Annotated in this window: 22 protein-coding genes; 9 read left to right on the top strand and 13 right to left on the bottom strand. The window is 37.6% G+C overall.

Annotated elements, in window-relative coordinates; translation table 11 throughout:
* Window positions 1–2: 2 nt before the first annotated feature.
* Window positions 3–374 carry a response regulator gene (locus tag Q9M50_02340; protein ID MDQ7089471.1) on the bottom strand — a complete coding sequence of 124 codons (372 nt, stop codon included), beginning with the start codon at window positions 372–374 and terminating at the stop codon, window positions 3–5.
* A complete protein-coding gene (locus Q9M50_02345) occupies window positions 340–3,171 on the bottom strand; it encodes a CHASE2 domain-containing protein (GenBank protein ID MDQ7089472.1) in 2,832 nt (943 codons plus the stop codon). The genes Q9M50_02340 and Q9M50_02345 overlap by 35 nt, the downstream gene beginning before the upstream one ends.
* A gap of 317 nt (window positions 3,172–3,488) precedes the next feature.
* On the opposite strand from Q9M50_02345, the gene Q9M50_02350 reads away from it, so the two are divergent.
* Window positions 3,489–3,659, top strand: coding sequence for a rubredoxin (locus tag Q9M50_02350; GenBank protein MDQ7089473.1), 171 nt, complete (start codon window positions 3,489–3,491; stop codon window positions 3,657–3,659).
* 79 nt (window positions 3,660–3,738) lie between these two features.
* Here the strand turns inward: Q9M50_02350 and truA are convergent, their stop codons facing one another.
* The 9 genes from truA to Q9M50_02395 form a co-directional block, all read right to left on the bottom strand.
* Window positions 3,739–4,542: a tRNA pseudouridine(38-40) synthase TruA gene (truA, locus tag Q9M50_02355; GenBank protein MDQ7089474.1), complete on the bottom strand. Its 804-nt coding sequence runs from the start codon at window positions 4,540–4,542 to the stop codon at window positions 3,739–3,741.
* A 16-nt stretch (window positions 4,543–4,558) separates the two neighbouring features.
* Window positions 4,559–5,239 carry an NrdJb gene (locus tag Q9M50_02360; GenBank protein ID MDQ7089475.1) on the bottom strand — a complete coding sequence of 227 codons (681 nt, stop codon included), beginning with the start codon at window positions 5,237–5,239 and terminating at the stop codon, window positions 4,559–4,561.
* A 126-nt stretch (window positions 5,240–5,365) separates the two neighbouring features.
* On the bottom strand, window positions 5,366–6,085 hold the full coding sequence (locus tag Q9M50_02365; protein MDQ7089476.1) for a cytochrome c1: 720 nt from the start codon (window positions 6,083–6,085) through the stop codon (window positions 5,366–5,368).
* A gap of 2 nt (window positions 6,086–6,087) precedes the next feature.
* A complete protein-coding gene (locus Q9M50_02370; protein MDQ7089477.1) occupies window positions 6,088–7,485 on the bottom strand; it encodes a cytochrome bc complex cytochrome b subunit in 1,398 nt (465 codons plus the stop codon).
* Window positions 7,482–8,081 carry a ubiquinol-cytochrome c reductase iron-sulfur subunit gene (gene petA, locus Q9M50_02375; protein ID MDQ7089478.1) on the bottom strand — a complete coding sequence of 200 codons (600 nt, stop codon included), beginning with the start codon at window positions 8,079–8,081 and terminating at the stop codon, window positions 7,482–7,484. The genes Q9M50_02370 and petA overlap by 4 nt, the downstream gene beginning before the upstream one ends.
* A gap of 190 nt (window positions 8,082–8,271) precedes the next feature.
* Window positions 8,272–8,685: an NINE protein gene (locus Q9M50_02380; protein ID MDQ7089479.1), complete on the bottom strand. Its 414-nt coding sequence runs from the start codon at window positions 8,683–8,685 to the stop codon at window positions 8,272–8,274.
* A gap of 27 nt (window positions 8,686–8,712) precedes the next feature.
* Entirely contained in the window at window positions 8,713–9,753 is a 1,041-nt protein-coding gene (gene cobT / locus Q9M50_02385; protein ID MDQ7089480.1) for a nicotinate-nucleotide--dimethylbenzimidazole phosphoribosyltransferase, read from the bottom strand.
* Window position 9,754: 1 nt separating this feature from the next.
* Window positions 9,755–10,276, bottom strand: coding sequence for a bifunctional adenosylcobinamide kinase/adenosylcobinamide-phosphate guanylyltransferase (gene cobU / locus Q9M50_02390; protein MDQ7089481.1), 522 nt, complete (start codon window positions 10,274–10,276; stop codon window positions 9,755–9,757).
* Window positions 10,269–10,709 (bottom strand): universal stress protein, encoded by a 441-nt coding sequence (locus Q9M50_02395; GenBank protein ID MDQ7089482.1) that lies wholly within the window; start codon window positions 10,707–10,709, stop codon window positions 10,269–10,271. Before Q9M50_02395 ends, cobU begins: the two co-directional genes overlap by 8 nt.
* Window positions 10,710–10,869: 160 nt before the next feature.
* Here Q9M50_02395 and Q9M50_02400 point away from each other — a divergent pair, with 160 nt between their 5' ends.
* Window positions 10,870–11,328: a hypothetical protein gene (locus Q9M50_02400; GenBank protein ID MDQ7089483.1), complete on the top strand. Its 459-nt coding sequence runs from the start codon at window positions 10,870–10,872 to the stop codon at window positions 11,326–11,328.
* Between the two features lie 811 nt (window positions 11,329–12,139).
* On the opposite strand, the gene Q9M50_02405 is transcribed toward Q9M50_02400, so the two are convergent.
* Both Q9M50_02405 and Q9M50_02410 read right to left on the bottom strand, forming a co-directional pair.
* A complete protein-coding gene (locus tag Q9M50_02405) occupies window positions 12,140–13,027 on the bottom strand; it encodes a CPBP family intramembrane metalloprotease (GenBank protein ID MDQ7089484.1) in 888 nt (295 codons plus the stop codon).
* An 18-nt stretch (window positions 13,028–13,045) separates the two neighbouring features.
* Entirely contained in the window at window positions 13,046–13,528 is a 483-nt protein-coding gene (locus tag Q9M50_02410; GenBank protein ID MDQ7089485.1) for a YajQ family cyclic di-GMP-binding protein, read from the bottom strand.
* 404 nt (window positions 13,529–13,932) lie between these two features.
* Between Q9M50_02410 and Q9M50_02415 the strand changes: the two genes are divergently transcribed.
* The 7 genes from Q9M50_02415 to Q9M50_02445 all read left to right on the top strand — a co-directional run bounded on the left by Q9M50_02415 (window position 13,933) and on the right by Q9M50_02445 (window position 21,340).
* A complete protein-coding gene (locus tag Q9M50_02415) occupies window positions 13,933–14,454 on the top strand; it encodes a YcxB family protein (GenBank protein ID MDQ7089486.1) in 522 nt (173 codons plus the stop codon).
* A 103-nt stretch (window positions 14,455–14,557) separates the two neighbouring features.
* The gene (lpdA, locus tag Q9M50_02420) at window positions 14,558–15,958 is read left to right on the top strand and encodes a dihydrolipoyl dehydrogenase (GenBank protein ID MDQ7089487.1); all 1,401 of its coding nucleotides are present in this window, start codon (window positions 14,558–14,560) and stop codon (window positions 15,956–15,958) included.
* Window positions 15,955–16,674 carry a DUF445 domain-containing protein gene (locus tag Q9M50_02425; protein ID MDQ7089488.1) on the top strand — a complete coding sequence of 240 codons (720 nt, stop codon included), beginning with the start codon at window positions 15,955–15,957 and terminating at the stop codon, window positions 16,672–16,674. Before lpdA ends, Q9M50_02425 begins: the two co-directional genes overlap by 4 nt.
* A 272-nt stretch (window positions 16,675–16,946) precedes the next feature.
* Complete coding sequence (locus Q9M50_02430; GenBank protein ID MDQ7089489.1) at window positions 16,947–17,264, top strand: hypothetical protein; 318 nt, start codon at window positions 16,947–16,949, stop codon at window positions 17,262–17,264.
* A 110-nt stretch (window positions 17,265–17,374) separates the two neighbouring features.
* Window positions 17,375–18,568, top strand: a complete 1,194-nt coding sequence (locus Q9M50_02435) for a LysM peptidoglycan-binding domain-containing protein (protein MDQ7089490.1) — start codon at window positions 17,375–17,377, stop codon at window positions 18,566–18,568.
* A gap of 238 nt (window positions 18,569–18,806) precedes the next feature.
* The gene (rdgC, locus tag Q9M50_02440) at window positions 18,807–19,715 is read left to right on the top strand and encodes a recombination-associated protein RdgC (protein MDQ7089491.1); all 909 of its coding nucleotides are present in this window, start codon (window positions 18,807–18,809) and stop codon (window positions 19,713–19,715) included.
* Complete coding sequence (locus Q9M50_02445; GenBank protein ID MDQ7089492.1) at window positions 19,715–21,340, top strand: L,D-transpeptidase family protein; 1,626 nt, start codon at window positions 19,715–19,717, stop codon at window positions 21,338–21,340. The genes rdgC and Q9M50_02445 overlap by 1 nt, the downstream gene beginning before the upstream one ends.
* The last annotated feature ends 8 nt before the right edge of the window (window positions 21,341–21,348 follow it).

The following is a 21,348-nucleotide window of genomic DNA, read 5'->3' on the forward strand; positions in this document are numbered from 1 at the left end:
TTTTAGAGTAATAATTCTTTAATTTTTGCGATTAAATCAATGACTTTAACCGGCTTATAAAGTAATGCGGTTGCCCCTGCGGCTTTAACTTCTATTTCCGTACTTTCTGTTGCCATCCCCGTTTGTACTAATGTAGGAATATTTAAATGTTTCTCTTCACGCAGCCAATGTAAAAACCCTAAACCATCTAATTCAGGCATCATTAAATCAACAATAATCAAATCAACGGATTGGTGTTTTAAAACGTCAATCGCTTCGTTACCTTGCATGGCCAGCAAAACCTCATAACCACTTTGTGTTAATGCCATATTCATTAATTTTATGAAAAACTTATCATCATCAATAATTAAAATCCGCTTTTTTAATGGTGTCATTATTTAATCCGTTGGTTATTATGGTTAATTTAAACGACAAATATATCGTCGCTATGCCACTATTTTCGTTACATAAAAAACATCGTAGCGATAACTCTATTGCAGAGCCTTCACCGACTTTACTTGATAGTTGCAAGTGACCGTCCCATTGCTTGACACAATGAATGACATGATTTAACTCGTCTATTCCGTCCTGATTAACGTCATTACTTGAAAAATTATTAACGTGTTTTAATTTATTATCAGAAAACCCAATCCCTGTATTTTTAAACCGTAAATAAAGTTTTGTCATTTTTTCTTCGAGTTCTAATGATAACTTCCCTGATTGATAAGTATCGTCTAGCATTTCGGTTAATAAAGTTGCTAATATATTTTCCAACTCTCTAGGTGAGGCAAACACTAAACTGAGTAATTTAGGCTCGAATAAAACAAATTTAATAGATTTTTCATCCATTAATTTTTTACATTGTTTAATCGCCTGCTTTAACGAAAACTTAACATCAATGGGATAACATTCTAAAGTAGAATCTAATAAAGCAGTCAGATTTTTATTCATTTGCTCACTAACAACATCTAAGGTTTTTAAGGTTTCATCCACTTTACCCTCAATACTTTCTAATGCAAATTCCTTGTCTTCAGGGGTCGTCTCTATGCTTTTTAAAAGACTTAACCCAAATGAAACCGACGCCATATCATTATGCATTTGAAAATTAAAACGCTCGAACATGTGTTCTTTTAAGGTGGATATTTTTTTCATTTCGGTCACATCAACCAATTCACACAAAACCCCGACCATCTGAAAAACATTCGCTTCGGCTGAAAAATTATTCACCGCGTGTGTTTGGTTAGTCTGCAAGGGTTTTATATGTAACATGTAACTGCTTTTTTCATCAAAACAAGAAACCATCAGGGACATGGGCTTACGGTCAAAAATTATTTGTTGTAATAAATGCTGGGCTTTAGGCGTATCAAACTGAGTAATTTTAATTACAAACTCCAACATACTCAAGTTATAAGGGGGAATATTAGCCTCAGCCCCTACATTCTCCATGCGTTTGTTCACCAATAAAACTCGCCCAAATAAATCATATAAAATACTGCTCCCGACCACATTATTAAAGACTTCTTGTAACTCAGAGATGCGTCTATCCATTAATGTAATCGACTGGCTTATCATTTTATACGAGCTATCATTTGTGCCAATTCGTAAGTAACTTAATAGCTTATTACCCTCCGCCTGTGTATGTTTTTTCCACTCATTACGATAGTGTAAAATTTCACTAATTTGTTGAGTATAAGCCGCAATTAAAAGGCTAAATTTACTATTGCCGTGCATTCGCGATTTATCAATGGTAAACGCCCAAAAACCTAAAACTTTACCTGCAAAAATCAACGGGACTAAATACTCAAGTTCATTACTGTCTATTTTTTTGAAATAGTTTTTTTCTAATAAAATAGCGCGGTTTTCATTAATCGCGGTGCTATAAGGGGCGCGTTCATAATCCCGACGGACTTCATCAATATCATAAATTTGACAATTAAACGCACTAATTTCTTTTAATCTATGTTCATCTTCGACTCGCTCTAAAAATATCAAACGCTTAAAGTCTAAGGTTTGATTTAACATATCAATCAATTGCTCCCATGGGGCTTCTGAATGATAAAAACTCACAGGGAAAACTTTTTCCTGTAATCGTAATGATAAATCAAACAACATATCGTCTAAAAAACGTTTTTCTTGCACGAGCTGATAACGCCACACCCATGCTAAGGTCAACCACTGTGCGAGTAATAATTCGGTCAGCGGTAAGACGAAAAAAAACTGATGCCTCAACACCCAAGCCACACCAACATACACGACTGATAAAGAAACAGAGACCAGCCAAGACAAGCGAAAAGATAACCATTGAAAAACAAACAAACTCTTAATGGTAATGGCTACAATTAACAGCCATACGATTGCTTGGTGAACAGGCGTTAATGAACGCTTCGATAATAAAGTGTCCAATGCAAACGCATGAAAAAAGACCGCAGGAATTAAACCTTCCGTTGAAGAAATCGGCGTATAGTATTCATTGATGGCTTCTAAATCATGCACCGCAATAAACACAGTACGACCTGCGACTAATTCAGAGACTAGCCCTGACTGTAAAACGCGTTCTATATCAATAATAGGTAACCGTTTTAACCCCCCACTAAAATTAATCGCATATTGACCTTTAGGTAATAACTCATCTTGCTTTAATACCTGTTGGGCGGTGATTAATTCCATACTAGGAAAATCCCCATGTTGCAGTTTTATGCGATCCAGTTGATGACGGTAAACCCCTGATTCATGGGTTTTGTTTTGAATTAAACCTAAATTAAGAGTTAGCCCTGCGGTCGTTTGAGGTAACGCTTGTAAAACCAGCTCATTTAAATGACTTCCTTTATGTTCAAAACGTCGAGCAAACACCACTTTATGGCTATTGGCGGCTAATTGATAAAATTCTTTAGAGGCTTGTTCAGGTAAAAAATTAAAGACCACTTGCAGCACATCCTCCGCCAACAAGTTTTTTAATAAGGGCAACCAAGTTTCATCGCCCTGTAAGCTGTAATCTTTATGCGCCTCTAGTACCACTATTTTTTTAGAGGTTGATTTACCAAAGGTGTAACGCATTAAAGTATCATTAAAAAAATAATTAACAGGTTTAAATAACGAGAAAAAATTAGCCAACAACAAACAAGCGATAATCACTAAAGCAATAATAACGGCCTTGTATTTATTTTTTTCATTTTCAGTAGTTTTTAAGGACATAGTTTAATGGACTCTTTTTTTAGCGTAACGGCATAATCTATTGATAATAAGTTACTTGAATTTACGTTATAAGTGCAATTCCAGTAATTATTCTGTTCTCTCTATTAGGAAAAAAATATGAGACATTATAGTTAGAAAGGCGGTCATTGGGCGCGTGGAATGTGGGAACCCTTCAGATCTATCGTATAATTTTATTTCTCATAACCGTTATTATTACAATTTTTTATTTTCAATTTATCTCACTAAAATAACTATACTCGCTTACGGGACTTAAGGTATTATTAGCAAGTTCTATTCAAATTAAAAGAGAAATAATCATGACAGATTTTAAAAAATATAAGTGTAAAATATGTGGACATATCTATGATGAAGCATTAGGTGATCCTAGAAAAGGGATTAATCCAGGAACACTTTGGGCAGATCTACCAAGTGATTGGGAATGTTCAGAGTGTGGCGCGGGAAAAGCAATGTTTAGAGTAATGAATTAATATTTCGTTTACTTTTAATGTAAAACCCTTCATTTCTAAACTGTCTTTTTTGACATGGTAATTTAAAAATGAAGGGTGATTAGTAAAACCGTTTGGCATCGTTGGGTAGTTTTTCAAATATCGGGTGCTTAACAATACCGTAACGTTCAGGATAATAAACCCCCGCTAAATATAAGCCATAGGGAGGGGCCGTAACGCCGCCTTGTTGACGGTCTTTAACCTCCAGTAAGTGTTGAGTCCATTCAATGGGTTCTTTCCCCATACCAATCGCCATTAAGACCCCTGCAATATTCCTTACCATGTGATGTAAGAACGCATTGGCTGATAAATCAATAATGACCTGTTCCCCTTCTCGATAAACATCAATAAAGTGCATTAACCGTAAGGGACTTTTTGATTGACAACCTTGCGCTCTAAAGGATGAAAAATCATGATGCCCAAGCAAAGCATTCGCGGCTAACTGCATTTTTTCAGTCGCTAAAGGCTCATAACACCACGTAACTTGTTGGCGTGATAAGGCGGACTTCATTGGACGATTTAAAATGATATAGCGATAAAATCGGGCAATAGCACTGTAACGAGCATGAAAATCATCAATCGCATTTTTTGCCCAAATAATCCGAACATCCGCAGGTAAAAAACGATTTCCACCCATGACCCATGCGTGTAAATCACGGGGGGCATCACTCTCAAAATGAATTACTTGCTCTAACGCATGAACGCCTGAATCCGTACGCCCTGTACACGAAACTCGAATCATTTGGTTAGCGACTTTTGATAAGGCTTGTTCGACAACATGTTGTACCGTACGGGTATCCACTTGCCATTGCCAGCCTTTAAAATGACTGCCATCGTATTCTATTCCTAAAACAATTCTTTTCATTAGACAATCATCATGGCTAAGAACATTTACTATCGCCACAATTAAGGCAGGTCAGACACCCATCCATCATCACTAACGCTTTCGTTAAACATTTATTACATAATTCGGCCCGTTCAGGAAAGTCAGACTCATCCTCTTGATTTCCAATGTCGTTACTTAAGGCTTCAAATTCTTTTCGTTTTTCGATTAAAAAAAGTTTACGCTGATCATCCATTTCTTCCACATTGAGCATTCCAATTTGCTTCATGTGTGATTCAATGGCGGCCCCAATTTCGGCAACTAATGAGGGCATGTAGACACCTCCAGGTTTAAAATACCCGCCTTTAGGATCAAAAACTGCTTTCAGTTCTTCCACCAAAAAACAAATATCGCCGCCTTTACGAAAACAAGCAGAAATAACCCGAGTTAGGGCAAGTACCCATTGAAAATGCTCCATATTTTTAGAGTTAATAAAAACTTCATAAGGACGGCGTTCAATGTGATCGGTGCCTTCATTCAGTACAATATCATTAATGGTAATATAGAGCGCGTGTTCTGATTGCGGGGTCTTTATTTTGTAAGTTGACCCAATAAGCATTTCCGGACGTTCTGTTGCTTCGTGTAAAATATCAGGTTTGGATTTGACGGGTTCTTCTTTTTCCGCCTCATTATTCATCACTTTATAACCAATAATTTTTTTATCTATTTTTGTTGCCATACTTTATCCTGTCGTGATTCTTAAATCATAAAAAAAGCGGATTTTTTAAGTCCGCTTTTATTTAATAAAAAATTTTAAATCCTAGGCTTTTGAAGGAGGGACTATGCCAGCCTTACGCGCTTAGGATTAATGTACATCTTTCCAATATTCACGTTTGAGTAAGTAACCAATAACAATAAACATGAAGAGAAAAAACAAAACGTATTTTCCCATACTTTGACGATCTAATTGCGTAGGCTCGCCGACATAAACAAGAAAATTAACCAAATCATTAACGAAAAGATCATAGTCTTTCGCCGATAAGGTGCCTTGTGTTTTCATCACCAACTTATCAATTACTTCGCGGCCATCAACTGTTTTATAAACTGCTTTTTGTATTCCTTGTAATTTCCAAAGAACATTCGGCATTCCCGCATCTTCAAAGATGAGGTTATTTGTTCCGATAGCACGGCTATCATCCGCATAAAAGCCTTTTAAATAGCTATAAATCCAATCGGCACCCCGTGAACGCGCGATTAATGATAAATCAGGCGGTTGAGTCCCAAACCATTTGGCCGCATCATGTCCATTCATGGCACTGAGTAAAGGGTCATAAATCCCCGCATCAATCGGGGCTATATTGTCTAATATTTTGTTTTCTTCTACCCCTAAATCCATTGCAATACGTTTGTAACGAATGTGTTTAGCCGAGTGACACCCTAGACAATAATCAACATAATGTTTTGCGCCACGTTGCAACGATTTACTATCGGATACGTCAATATCAGCATCGTCTAATTCAACACCTGGACTTGCAAAAAGGTTAAAAGACAGTAGTAATGCGGTAATAAAGAGAATCTTTTTCATAGTTAATCCAAACTGGCTTTTAGTTTTTTCAAAAATCGAATTAAGACGGAGCCTATTCCCGTAAGATTAGGTCTTAATTTGACAACGGTATCACCATTTGCTGTTTTTATGGGTTTTCTAACCGTCATCTCATCAAAGGTTTCGATTATTGCAGGAATTCGATCTTCAATAGAGGGCTGTTCGATTAAGCGTTCGGGAACTTCTTTTACTTTTTCCCAACGCGTATAAATCGGCATTAATAAGAAAAAGCCAAAATAAATGACGGTAAAGATACGAGTAACCAGAATGGCACCCGTGGTCGCAGGTTGTGTTCCTAAATACCCTAAAGCTAAAAAGCTAATCACAAATAAGAATAAAGCTTTTTTATAAATGCCACCCCGATAGCGAATTGACTTCACAGGGCTACGATCTAACCAAGGCAATAAACATAAAACAAAAACCGCCGCACCCATTGCAATAACCCCTGCAAATTTATCAGGGACTGCACGTAAAATAGCGTAATAAGGCGTGAAATACCAAACGGGCGCAATATGCTCCGGTGTTTTTAAAGGATCTGCGGGTATAAAATTATCATGTTCTAAGAAATAACCGCCCATATCGGGGGTATAGAAAATAATCGCGGCGAAAAAGAATAAAAATACGCCCACGCCCACAAGATCTTTGACCGAATAATAAGGATGAAAAGGAATCCCATCAAAAGGAATCCCGTTTTTATCTTTATTTTTCTTTATTTCAATCCCATCGGGGTTATTAGAACCGACTTCATGTAGAGCAACAATATGTAAGAAAACGAGGAGCAAAATCACCAAAGGAACGGCAATCACATGAAACGCAAAAAAGCGATTCAAGGTCGCATCCGCAACAACAAAATCACCGCGTATCCACAATGAAAGGTCATCGCCAATCACAGGAATGGCACTAAAGAGCGAGATAATCACTTGCGCACCCCAATATGACATTTGTCCCCAAGGCAGTAAATACCCTGTAAACGCTTCTGCCATGAGGGCGAAAAAGATTAGCATCCCGAAAATCCAAATGAGTTCACGGGGTTGTTTAAACGAGCCATACATGATGCCTCTAAACATGTGCAAATAAACGACAATAAAAAAGGCAGAAGCCCCTGTCGAGTGCATATAGCGAATTAACCAACCCCACGGAACATCACGCATGATGTATTCAACCGAATCAAACGCCAATTTAGCATCGGGCTTGTAATTCATCGTCAGAAAAATACCCGTAACAATTTGGTTAACGAGTACTAATAAGGCAAGTGAGCCAAAAAAATACCAAAAATTGAAGTTTTTAGGCGCGTAATAATGCGCCATGTGTTGGTTCCAGACTTTGTCCATTGACAAACGATCTAAAACCCAATCACCGCAAGCTGTTATTTGTTTTTTCATGCGTTTTCCTCCACAGTATCCTCGCCTATAATAATTTGAGTTTCTGTTATATAACGATAAGGGGGGATTTCAAGATTAGTCGGCGCAGGAACACCCCGATAGACACGCCCCGCCAAATCAAATTTAGAACCATGACACGGGCAGAAAAATCCACCTTCCCAGTCATCCCCTAAGTCAGGCGGTGCAATTTCAGGGCGAAACGTAGGTGAACACCCTAAATGCGTACATAAACCAACGGCAATAAAAATTTCAGGATTAATCGAGCGGACTGCATTTTTACTCAACTCAGGTTGAATAGATTCATTTGACGAGGGGTCTTCTAATAACGAATCCATCCCTTCTAAAATTTTTAACATGCGTGGCGGTCGGTTGAGAATCCATACAGGTTTCCCGCGCCATGCAACTCGTAAAAGTTGCCCCGTTTCCAGTTTACTAATATCAACTTCGACGGGCGCACCCGCTGCCATGGCTTTACTGCTAGGCTGCATTTGCGATAAAAAGGGAACAGCCAAATAACCTGTCCCTACCGCGCCTACAACGGTTAAAGCCGAAGTTAAAAACTGGCGTTTTGACGTATCGACGCCTTCATTATTCATCTGCAACACTCCTAAATGTTAAGGGAATCTTCTAATTATTATAGCGATAAGGCTCAATGGTACCCTACCAACCTCGGTATTTGAAGGAGTTATTAGCAATTGGTCAGGTAAAAATAGTTTTTTTATGCAAAAATGATTCCATAAAGAGGCTAACGGGTAAGAATTAGACAAACGTTTCAATTATTTAAGATTACTTTAAAGGTCGTCCCTTACCATCTTTATAAATATGGCCTGAAAAAATTAATACCGCCTCAATAAACCCCCACATGACACCGTAACCTTGGGTCGCTAGGGTTAAAATAATTTGCAGAACCCCAATCGTATAAAAACCTAAGTAAAAACGGTGCGCGCCAACCGCCCCTAATAAAAGCCCTAATAATGAAGCCACCCAGCGTCTTTTAACAGGCCGATCATCCTTAACATAATCACCCACAAGCCCAATATCGCTTATTTCCCCCTCATTTTCAATAAAATCGACATCATCACCGACCTTAAGAGGAACATTTGCACTCCAACTATCCAGATGGAATTCAAAAGATTTATCATCCGCTTTGATGATGCCTATTTGTTTGTCTTCATCGTAACTTTCTATGTGTCCGAGCATTCTCGCCTCTTTAGATTATTTGCAACGTTATTTTTTTGTTATCTGTGCTTGTTTAAAAGTCGCCATTTCATTATGAAGTTTGCACGCCATTTGTAGGATGGGAATGGCAACAATTGCACCACTTGCTTCGCCAAGCCGCATGGATAAATCCAATAACGGTTTAACATTTAATTCATCTAAAATAACTTGATGGGCTTTTTCTTCTGAGACGTGCGCATAAAAAAACCATCGTCTGGCTTGTGGATTAATTTGAATAGCAACTAACGCGGCTACCGTCGCAATAAAACCATCAATCAGGACGGGAAGCTGATTTTGAGCGGCGTAAATATACGCACCGACTAAGGCCGCAATTTCAGAGCCGCCTAAATGTTGTAAAACCTCTAAAGGCGTTCCTAAATTTTTTTTATGCTTTATTAAGGCTTGTCGAATGATATTCGTTTTATGTTTTATCATCTCTTCTGATAAGCCAGTCCCCGCGCCCGTTAATAATTTTGGGGTTTGTTTTAATAAGGCACAGGCGATGGCCGTCGCACTGGTGGTATTACCAATGCCCATTTCGCCACCAATAAATAAATCAGATTTTTTTGAAAGCGCGCGTAAAACGGCATTTTTGCCTGCAATCAGCGCGTGATCAAGTTGATCGGGATTCATTGCGGGACGATTTAAAAAATTTGCAGTGCCTTGCGATAATTTATCAACAATTAAATAAGGTACATCCAGCGTTTGTAACATCCCCACATCAATCGCTTCAAAATGAGCGCGAATAAATTTGGATAAGACATTAACCGCCGCGCCTCCCGAGGTGAAATTTCTAACCATTTCAGCGGTAACCGCTTGCGGGAAGACCGAAATATTTTCAGCCGCAATGCCATGATCGCCAGCAAAGACAGAAACCCAAACACGATTTAACTTAGGCCGTTTAGTTTTTTGCATTCCTGAGAGGCGTATCGCAATTTCTTCCAGCCGTCCCAAGGATCCCTCTGGTTTTGTTAATTTTTTTTGATGCTGTCTGGATTGAGATTCATAATGTACATCGGGTTTTACGATAGGGTCTAATAACCATTCCATTTTATTTCAAAACCTGTGCTAAGCCAGCGGTTACAAGAATAACTTCATCACAACAGCGTGCTAATTGCTGATGTAAACACCCTGCTTCATCAACAAAACGCCGTGACATTTTATCAATGGGGACAATTCCGTTTCCCACTTCATTGGAAACCAAAATAACATCGGCGTTTAAATCAGCAAGACAGTTTAATAACGCGTCTTTTTGTTGCTTGAAAATTATTTCTTGTAATTCACCTACGTGATTAAATAAACTATTACTTAACCACAAAGTTAAGCAATCAACTAATAAACAATTGGTATTTTTTCCATGGGCTGTTAATACCGAAGCCAGTTCAATGGGTTCTTCTAAGGTTTGCCAATGCGAAGGTCTTCGATGTTGATGTTGCTGAATCCGTTGCTGCATTTCGCTATCACGTGCTTCACCTGTTGCGATATAAATCACATTTTTAGTCGATTTCATCGCTAATTGTTCCGCATAATGACTTTTCCCCGAACGCGCACCGCCTAGAATTAATCTAATCATGATTGAGACGAACCGCCAAGACATCGCATTTGGCACGATGTAAAATGGCATTAGCGGTTGAACCTAATAATATCCGTAAGCCATGATGCGCATGAGAGCCGATAACAATTAAATCGACTGAATTTTCATTAGCCGCCTTAATAATTTCATTGTGTGATGATCCCATTTTTACCCATTTCTGTTCGCTTTCAAGCTGTAAATCATGATTGAGCTCGTTTAATTTTTTTTTACTGGTGTCAATAAGAAGATCATCTAAACTGGTATACGGTAATTCCAATTCATAATTTAAACTGACCAGTGATGCGGTATCAACAACATGTACTAAACTAAGTTTGGCTTGATAAAAATGGGCTAACGCTTTTGCTTTTAAGGCTACGTGATTTCCATGTTCAGAAAAATCAACCGCTACTAAAATATGTTGATAATCGCTCATTTTATTTCCTTAAGTTATTAAGCTTATTTACAAATTCACTAATTTTCTCATTATAGCAAAGAAAACTATATTCATTAAGAGTTGAGATTTTAACCTAACGCTTCTTACTTTTTGAAAAAAATCAGTGACTACGGCTGATTTAAAAATATTTCATCATTGATTGCTTTTTATTACGTATAAAACGATCAATCATGAGAAGACCGCTGCCACTGAAAGTAAAGGTAATCAACCCCCTTTAAAAGTAGTCTTAATACCTAATAAATCTTTAGCTAAAAGAGGGCTATCAATAGCCGAAGTCGTTTTTAAAGCGATGTATAAGGCGTTAAAAATAGGCGGTATTTTAGGGGTCGTTGAACATCGGGCTATGGCAGGTTCAGAACAAGATCCGAAAGCTATTTCTGGTTATGTTACTGAAGTTCATGTTATTAAATTAGCACAGCAAGCAGGGTTTGAATTATTAGATAAATCTGAAATAAATGCAAATAGAAAAGATAATACTCAGCACCCTAAAGGTGTTTGGACGTTACCACCCGCGTTACGCTTAAAAGAGCAGGATAAAGAAAAATATTTGGCGATTGGCGAAAGTGATCGCATGACATTGACGTTTATTAAACGTTAAATAACGTCCATGTATTTGCCAATACCTTCGCCAATTTAGGTTTTGAGCCAGAATTTTTCAAAATCTAATATTTAGGTTCTAATAAAATCAAGTAGTTACAATATTAAAAAGTAGAGTTTCAACTTGCTTTATACGTTTGGCGAAGGTATTGTACCTCAATAAGAGTACTCATTATTATGGGAAATGTAATCGCATTACGGCGAACAGGGAATATTTCAACCAACTGAGGAATACTGAATCCTTCTGCACTCAATAAAACTGCTTGCGCTCGCTGTCTGCACCGAGATATAGGATGCTTAAGATACATTTCTTGTCATGTCTGTTCTATTGCTTCTGTAATAGGGCTTACATATTTCATATATTTGAGACTAATAAAATTGAATAATTCACATTGTATCCTAATAATTAAAATATACGAAAACTTGTTATCAAGCACTTAAAACAAGTTTAAAATAAAAAATGGAATTACGGCTATTTTACCTATGGATAACCTCAATAATCAAAGGGAGGAGGAGAACTTTATAAAAAAATTATATGAGTATTTAATACTGCGGATTTGTCATCTTATAAGACTGATTCACTCCCTTTATAAAAATAAATACCCTTTAAAATAAATATTTTGAAAGTCACAATGTAAGACAAAACAAGTTTAAAATAAAAAAATCGAGTGAGTAAAAATTGAGCTATACACAGAATAAGACGAGAAATATATTTTGTTCGTTTAAAATACTGACTATCTCGTCTTATCAAAATCGAACCCAAATATCATGTAAAAAATAACAATCTATAGTGACGTTTCGACTGACTGGAACTATCTATGACTTCGTTGACGATAAAAAAACTGATAACCTAAATAAGCACTTGCAAGTAACAGCATCCATAGACTAACCAACGGGCCAACTAAACCATCATAACTACTGACTAAATAAAGATACTCAGATTGCTGGTTGGTATTAAAAAAATCTTTACTCACTTTTATTTGCCAAACCCAACTGGCATGGTACCCAATACATAAGCCTAAACTCTGTTTAACCTGTGTTCGGATAACAGCAAGAAACACCCCAACCATAAACAAGCCGATAAAAGCGGATAAAATATCAGGATTTAACCAGTTTGAAAACGCTTCGCCCAGTAATTTAAAACCGCTACTAAACTGAACGTCTTCGTATGAAATAGGGGTTTTACTTTTTAAAAAGTGCAAGGCCGCATAGTAAGTTGAACTGATCCCAATCGCGGCGGCTACGGCCATTTTTTTCCGAAGGCTCGTCAGTAAAAGTCCACGAAATAAAGGCTCTTCGGCAAATGAAATTAATAAGGCTAATAATAAGGCGATAGCGATACGTTCAACGGCTTTTAAAATCGTCCAACTTCGACTGGTATCTATAACATGAACATCCAGCCCATACAGAACAATTAATAAGGGCAATAAAGTTAATACGCCTAAACCTATTCCTAAAAAAAGTTGTTTAAAAAAAATGGTTTTGGGGGCAAAGCCTATTTGATTCCACGACAGATTTAAATAATGACGCAAGGGAAAAAGACTTAAAATTAAAAAAATAAGCGTGCCTTTGCTGACTAATTTTCGTAAGGGTAATAGATCGCCTGCGATCATTAAAATAAGATAACTAAGTACACAGGCAATTAAGGCAAGAAAAATTAATAAGGCAAGAGGCGCGAGCGAATAACGTAAATAGTTCATAGTTAGCTTAAAAATTAATTAGTCACGAAAATTATCAAATTGTAACGGCACTTCAAAGGTTTCTGCTTTCAACATCGCCATCACTTGTTGTAAATCATCGCGTTTTTTCCCTGTTACTCGAACTTTCTCACCTTGAATGGCCGCTTGAACTTTGAGTTTTTTTGCTTTAATTAATTTAACTATTTTTTTGGCTAATAACGTTTCTATGCCTTGTTTTAATGTCGCCACTTGATAGGCTATTTTACCTCGAAATTGAGGTTTTTTTATTTCCATACAGGTTAAATCAACCCCTCGTTTAACCAATTTATTTTGTAAAATAATCGACATTTGTTCTAATTGAAATTCCACTTCAGCGGTTAAGGTGATGTCATCCTCTTTGCGTTTAAAATGCGCATCAATGCCTTTAAAATCAAAACGTGTCGTTACTTCTTTATTCGCTTGATCAAGGGCATTATTAACTTCATGCGAGTCGTATTCAGAGATAATATCAAATGAGGGCATAATACCGTGTAAATTGTGAGAAAGACTTCGCACTATAAAGCATCTTAAATAGATTGTCAGGCTGAAAAATAAAAAGTCGATTGTCCGAATTTAGGGAAACGTATTGTCGAAAATTTAACCACAAGACTATTTTGTAAAAAACCTTAAAAAACAAATTATAGTTTTTTAACGCCATTATATTAAAACTTACGTTTATAATGACGCTTTCCTCTCCCATTTTTACGCTTTAATCCGAATCATACGAGGGCGTAAAATTTTTTGAATGGGGTTTAATACCCATTCTTAAGCATTGGATGTTCGTTTATAACGATCAAATTAAGATAAGAGTTAAGCTGAGATCTAAGGGCTTTATTTTGTCTTAAAAAATCTTTAAATTTAAACCTTTAACTAAAAAAAATAATGATATGTTTGAAATTGAATACGAGTTACGCGAAGAAGATTTAGTGACGTTTAACGAAATGCGTTTAAAAAATAATACCGAGATACAAGCAACGTTGCGCAAAAATCGTTTATTTGTGCCTGCGGTGATGTTATTTATTGCGATGTTTTATTATCTTTATTACAGTGATTTAACAACGTCTCTTTATGTTACTTTCATCGCGGTGGGCTGGGGAGTGGTTTCACCTTATATTATTAAAATGGATATGCGCCGCCAAATTTTAGAGGGCTATGGTGAAGAGGAAAGAGAAGAGATTTTAGGGGAACATAAATTGGTGATTACCCAAGAGCATTTATTAGATAAAGCCCCTGGAGGTAAGCATAAATTTATGTGGGAAGATATGGTACGCGTCGAGTATGCGAATAAAGCCGTTTATATTTATAGTGATTTAGACAGTGCTTTAATTATTCCTGTGGAAACACTTAAAAGTGGTAATGTAGAAAAATTTGCAGAACAAGCTGAAAAAATGATTGAGCGTTTAAGTTAAAACTTACGTTCGCTAAAAACCAACCTTGATACAAAAAGCAGTCTACTGGCTTATAATAGTGGCTTTAAAAATACGACATTAAATAATAAATAGAGGCAAAAAAGTGAAAACAGAAGTTTTAGTCTTAGGGGGCGGCCCTGGAGGTTATAGTGCGGCTTTTAGAGCGGCTGATTTAGGCAAAAAAGTCACCTTAGTTGAACGTTATTCCGTTTTAGGCGGGGTCTGTTTAAATGTGGGCTGTATTCCCTCAAAAACGTTGTTACATGCCGCATCGGTTATTAATGAAGCAAAAGAAATTTCTGAGTATGGCATTAGTTTTGACGCGCCGAAAATAGATTTAAAAAAATTGAAGGCCACTAAAGATAAAGTCAGTAAACAGTTAACGACAGGGCTTGCAGGACTGGCTAAACAACGTAATGTTACGATTGTTCAAGGGTTAGGCACATTTTCATCCTCAAATACACTTACCGTTCAAGGGGCGGCCGTCACTGAAATTGAATTTGAACAGGCGATTATTGCGGTGGGGTCTCAAGCGGTTAAAATTCCGTCCTTTCCTAATGAGGATTCCCGCTTAATGGATTCGACCGATGCCTTAGCTTTGGATGATGTTCCTGAAAAATTATTGATTATTGGCGGTGGAATCATTGGTTTAGAAATGGCCACGGTTTATGATGTCCTAGGCAGTCAAATTAGTCTTGTTGAAATGCAAAACCAAATTATTCCAGGGTGTGATAAGGATTTAATTCGTCCTTTAATGCAAAAAATAAAAAAATCCTACCAGAAAATTTTACTTTCTACGGCGGTTGAAAGTATTGAAGCCTTAGATGAGGGTTTAAAAGTAAGTTTTTCAGGGGATAAACATGAGGCTGAAATTTTTGATAAAGTGTTAGTTTCAGTCGGTCGTCGCCCTAATGGACATTTAATCTCGGCGGATAAAGCAGGGATTGACGTTGATGAACGCGGGTTCATTAAGGTTGATTTACAACAGCGTACTAACGTTAGCCATATTTATGCCATTGGGGATGTCGTTGGAAATCCTATGTTAGCGCATAAAGCCGTTCATGAAGGTAAAATTGCCGCCGAAGTGATTGCTGGGCATAAGTCACAATGGCAAGCCCTCACCATTCCATCAGTTGCGTATACAGATCCTGAAATTGCATGGATGGGGTTAACTGAAAATGAAGCAAAAGCGCAGGGTATTGACTATGATAAAGGCGCTTTTCCTTGGGCAGCCAGTGGTCGCGCTTTAAGTATGGGTCGAAAAGAAGGTCTTACAAAAATTTTATCAGATAAGGAAACAGGACGCATTTTAGGCGCAGGAATGACAGGCGTAAATGCAGGGGAATTACTTGCCGAAGCGGTATTAGCCTTGGAAATGGGCGCGTGTGTTGATGATATTGCACTCACGATCCATGCGCATCCCACACTCTCTGAAACCTTTGCCTTTGCCGCAGAAATGATTGAAGGTTCAATTACTGATTTAATGCCACCGAAAAAGCGATGAAAAAAATAGTAACCAATAAAAACATAATGACCAATTTAATTGCTTTATTGGTGATTCTAATTGCTTACCCCTTAGGCTCTGAATTTTTAAAATCAGTGGGGTTTTTTGCCTTATCGGGGGCGATTACAAACTGGTTAGCCATTCACATGTTGTTTGAAAAAGTTCCTTTTCTTTATGGTTCGGGGGTGATTCCACAGCGTTTTGAGGAATTTAAAACGGCCATAAAAACCTTAATGATGGAGCAATTTTTTACTGTTGAAAATATTGAACAATTTATTGAAACCGAAGAGCAACAAGGTGATAAAGTTTTAAATCTTGATCCGCTGCTTAATGCGGTTGATTACGATAAAATTTATCTAGGGTTAGTCAGTGCTATTATGGAATCATCCTTTGGAAGTATGCTGGAAATGATGGGTGGTAAAGAAGTATTAGTCCCTATTAAGGAACCGTTTACACTTAAAATGCAACAAACACTGAGTGAGATGGTGGCCTCTGATAATTTTAAAACGGCCTTAAAACAAGGCTTAAATGCGCATAAAATAGGGGAAGATATTTTAGGTAACATTGAAACAGTTATTGATAAACGTCTCAATGAATTAACCCCTGAAATGGTTAAAGAAATGGTACAAGCGATTATCCGTGAACATTTAGGATGGTTAGTTGTTTGGGGCGGTGTTTTGGGTGGTGCTTTAGGCGCAATATTTAGCTTTGCTTAATACTTTTTGGGATGAAATTTTAATAACATGATGAGATGTCAATAAGCGGATGCTTTTTTGAGTTATGATAACCCATCGGGTTATCAGTTTTTGATTCAACCACTCAGATGAATAAATTTTTATTCCTCAACTATTTTTGGGTTATATTAGCGGAGACTACGCCGCTTAGTCTGAGATTAAGGCTTGAAAAACGTTAGCTGATGTCATTCTTTAAGCATGAAATAAACATACTTCAACCCCTAATAATTTTTTAAGAATTAGGCTTAATTACTATGAGTTATGAATTAGACCCTAAAGAAGCGTATCTTTATGGGGTATTGTTGGAGCTAACTAAAAAGCAAGTCACGGCTATGCATAAACAGTTAGCGGGCAATTTGGGAATTTGGGGAAAATCAAGACTAAATTCTAGAACCAAAGAAATACAAAAAATAATCTTTCATTTATTTAATAAAAAAAATGCGTCGAGTAAAGAAATATTGTCTAAAGTATTAGCTGATTTTAAATTTATAGAATCGGATACGGCACTCTGGGCTGATACCACGTCAGAGGAAATTAATTACTTACGAACCGTTTTAAAGCAACTGGTTTAAACGCTCGTTTAAGGGGCGTCTTTAACGTCATTTGCTTGTAACAACTACGGTTTTTCGGGATAATCAAATCCATTCTAATTTTTAAGATAAAACAACAGGGGACTAATAAAATGAGTCATGTCATTAGAAGTGGCGATACCTTGGGAGAAATTGCCCAACGTTATAATGTTACCGTTGCACAAATATTAGCCGCGAATCCTAGAATTCGTAATGCTAATCAGATTAGAGTCGGTCAAGCGATTAAAATTCCTGGCCGTAAAATAAAATATACCAGTAATCCTAAAAATGTAAAAATATCCAGAAAACCCAAGACAACCTCGCGTTCTCAGGCTTCAAAAGAAAATAGCGATGAAGACGGTACCCCTGTTTCAAATGTTCATACCGTTAAGCGCGGTGAGAGTTTAGATAAAATAGCTCGAAAATATGATCTTACGGTGAGTAAACTTTTAAAGTTAAACCCATCGATTAAAAATGCCAATCGTATTCGTATTGGCCAAAAAATTATCATTCCGTCACCCTCGTTATTCACTCAAATTAAAGATTTTTTTAGTTTTGGTTGGCTGCATCAGTCTAATAAGTTTGTTGAAATTAATCCTTATGAGGTAGCAACTGAAAATGAAATCAGTGCCGCCGATGTTGTTTTAGATAAAGATGGTTCGCTTATTCCCGATACCACTGAAATAACTGAGGAAGAACAATTTAATCGCAAGGTTTTTTTTACCACCTATCGAAAAATATTTGGATCCTTAAAACAGCATCAAGTTAATGGGTTAAGTTCATTACTGGATTCATTAGAACGCGATGAAGAAATTACGGATATTCAGTATATGGCTTATATGTTGGCAACGGTAAAGCATGAAACCGCGAACCGTTTTCAACCGATTACAGAATATGGCGGGCGGTCTTATTTTAATAAATATGATTCTATTCTGGCGAATACATCACGTCGCCGTTCGCGAGCTAAACGCAATGGCAATACTAAGCGCGGGGATGGTTATAAATATCGCGGGCGTGGGTTTGTGCAAATTACGTGGCAAAAAAACTATAAGAATTTGGGCGATGCTTTAGGGCATGATTTAGTGAATAATCCTGAAAAAGCCTTAGATCCTGTTATTGCGTATCAAATTATGTCGTACGGAATGCGAAAAGGTACGTTTACAGGTCGCCGTTTAAGTCAGTATCTCTCTAAAGAGCGTACCGATTATCGAAATGCGCGAAAAATTATCAATGGCTTAGATAAAGCCAATTTAATTAAACGTCATGCTGAAAACTTTGAAAGAATTCTTAGAAAGGCGGTTGTTTAACCTTGAATCGTAACAACCTAAGATGTAGAGAACGGCTAGATCACCTCTCTACATCATTATTTACCCGTATTCTTTCTTAACGGACTAATGTTATGCCTTAGCGTGAAAAAACAAATTTTGCGTAACATCAGTTAGCTTAATAGCATTAGTCAGCATTCTTTATTATAAATAGAGCAAAGGTTTTTTTTGAATTCCTCCTTATTTATTTCTTCCTTCCCCTTAATTAATTTTAACGCTTATGTGGTTTAAAAATCTTTCACTTTTTCGTCTTACCGAATCGTTTAGCCTTTCTAGCAATGAACTCGCTGAAAAGTTACAATCGATGGCGTTTAGCCCTTGTGGCAATCATGATGAATCAAGCTTTGGCTGGACATCCCCTTTAGGGCGAGGTTCGGATTCATTAATTTATGAAGCCAATGGCTTTATTATGCTGTGTGCAAAAAAAGAAGAAAAAGTATTACCTGCCGCCGTGATTAATGAAATGGTACAGGAAAAAGTTTTGGAACTTGAAACCCAGCAAGGGTCTAAGTTATCAAAGAAAGAACGAAGTACGATTAAAGATGAACTAATATTTGATTTACTACCGCGTGCATTTTCATTTTCACGGAAGACCTATGCCTATATTGACCCAAAAGGCGGCTGGATTGTGGTTGATTCCGCCTCGGCTAAAAAAGCGGAGGATTTATTAAGTAGCCTGCGTCGTTGTTTAGGTTCATTACCTGTCGTTCCCATTAATACACTTGAAAAACCCAGTCAAGTGATGACATCATGGCTAATGGACAATAAAGCCCCTAAAGGGGTTGTCATTGAAGATGAATGTGAATTGCGTTCGCCTGAGGATAAGGGCGGTGTTATCCGTTGTAAAAATCATGATTTAGCCCTCCCTGAAATTAAAAATCACCTACAAACGGGAAAATTAGTCATTAAACTTGCTCTTAATTGGGAAGATAGGCTATCGTTTGTATTAGATGAAGAATTTTCTGTAAAACGTTTACGTCTTTTAGATTTAATTCAGGATCAAATAACCGATGTTAATGCAGAAACGGAAGCCGAACGTTTCGATGCTGATTTTTCGATTATGACCTCAGAATTAGCCCATTTTTTACCTCGATTACTCGAACTTTTCGGCGGTGAGATTAAAAACTAATGATTACTTTATTTAAACTCAATGGTGTAACCGCCGCCCTATTAATTGCCTTTACCCCTACGGTTCATGCAACGGCTTTTTTATTGCCTGCAAAAACGAATGCTTTGATAGGAACCCCAAATAAAACGATTTATATTAAAGCAGCGAAAAGTGAAACCTTGCTAGATATTGCAAGACAACATGATTTAGGTCAAAACCAAATTGTGAAAGCGAATAAAACCGTTGATCGCTGGATGCCGAGTAAATCAGTTGAAGAGCACGCTAGTGATAAAGAGGGCAATCAATTTAAACAATTAGGGGAAGGAAAAGATATTCATATCCCTAATAGCTATCTACTACCGAGTACGGCACGTAAAGGGATTGTGTTAAATCTTCCTGAATATAGGCTTTATTATTATCGTAATGGTCAAGTTTTAACTCACCCGATTAGTATCGGTCGTGTCGATTGGAATACGCCTTTAGGAAAAACCAGTATTATCGCTAAAACCCGTAATCCAACGTGGACTCCGCCTGCCTCTATTCGTCGAGAACATGCGGCTAAAGGCGATATATTACCCGCTGTTTTCCCCGCAGGGCCTAATAACCCATTGGGATTATTTGCCATGCGTTTAGGGCGTGCTGGGTATTTAATTCATAGTACCAATAAACCCCTTGGCGTTGGAATGCGAGTGAGTCACGGTTGTATTCGTATGTACCCAGAAGACATTGAGCGGATATTCCCCGCTGTTTCTGTAGGGACATCGGTGATGATTGTGAATGAACCGATTAAAGTTGGCTGGTCACCTGAAGGACTCTATATAGAAGTCCATCCCGATTTAGAAGATAAACAACGGGGTTATCAACAGCGTTTAACCAGTGCCATGAACTTGATTGAACGAGCAAAAGCGAATGCATTTATTACGATTGATGGAAGTGCTTTAAAAAAAGCCTTAGTTGAGAATAGTGGAATTCCTGTTGCTCTTTACAAGAGAGATACCTTGATTAATAGCACTCAGACTATTATTAGACCACCTCAAAAACAAACCGTTGTTACCCCAACGGCGTTACCTGCTCGTGTTAACAAAACTGCAGTGCCGCAACGACAATCAACGCCGATTGCTCCCGCTCAGGTCATTGTATCCCCTGTCATCCTTAATCAACCTGCTCCTGTTGTTGATCGAAGTTATGATGTGGTTTCTTCACCCGTTGTCTCTGATAATGCGGTAAGAGAAGTACGAGTTGTAACGCCGCAGCCTGTTCAAGGCAATAATTTAAAAACGTATCAACCCAAAGCGGTTGTCAAAAAAAGGTTAGCGACTCCACCTCGTTTAAATACGCCAGCGGCTCCCGTTATTCGTGTTCAAACAACGCCACCGCCTCAACAAAAACGCTATACGCCTGCACCCATTCAATTAGGTAATACAGGTTATAACAATGCAGGTCGTACTTCGGTACCTGCTTATCAACCCAAACGTACGAGTACGTTACCCCCCCCGCCGCCGCGTTTAAATGATAAGGTGACTACAAAAGAAGTGAGTCGTGTGACTCCTACGCCACCAAAACTTGAAGAGCCTCCAAAACTTGCGCCTCCGAAATTAAATAAGCCTCAATATTCAATTTTGAAAAGTGCTATTCCGCCTAATTAGGAATCAAC

It is taken from the genome of Methylococcales bacterium, from assembly GCA_030949405.1.
Taxonomy (GTDB): domain Bacteria; phylum Pseudomonadota; class Gammaproteobacteria; order Methylococcales; family Methylomonadaceae; genus WTBX01.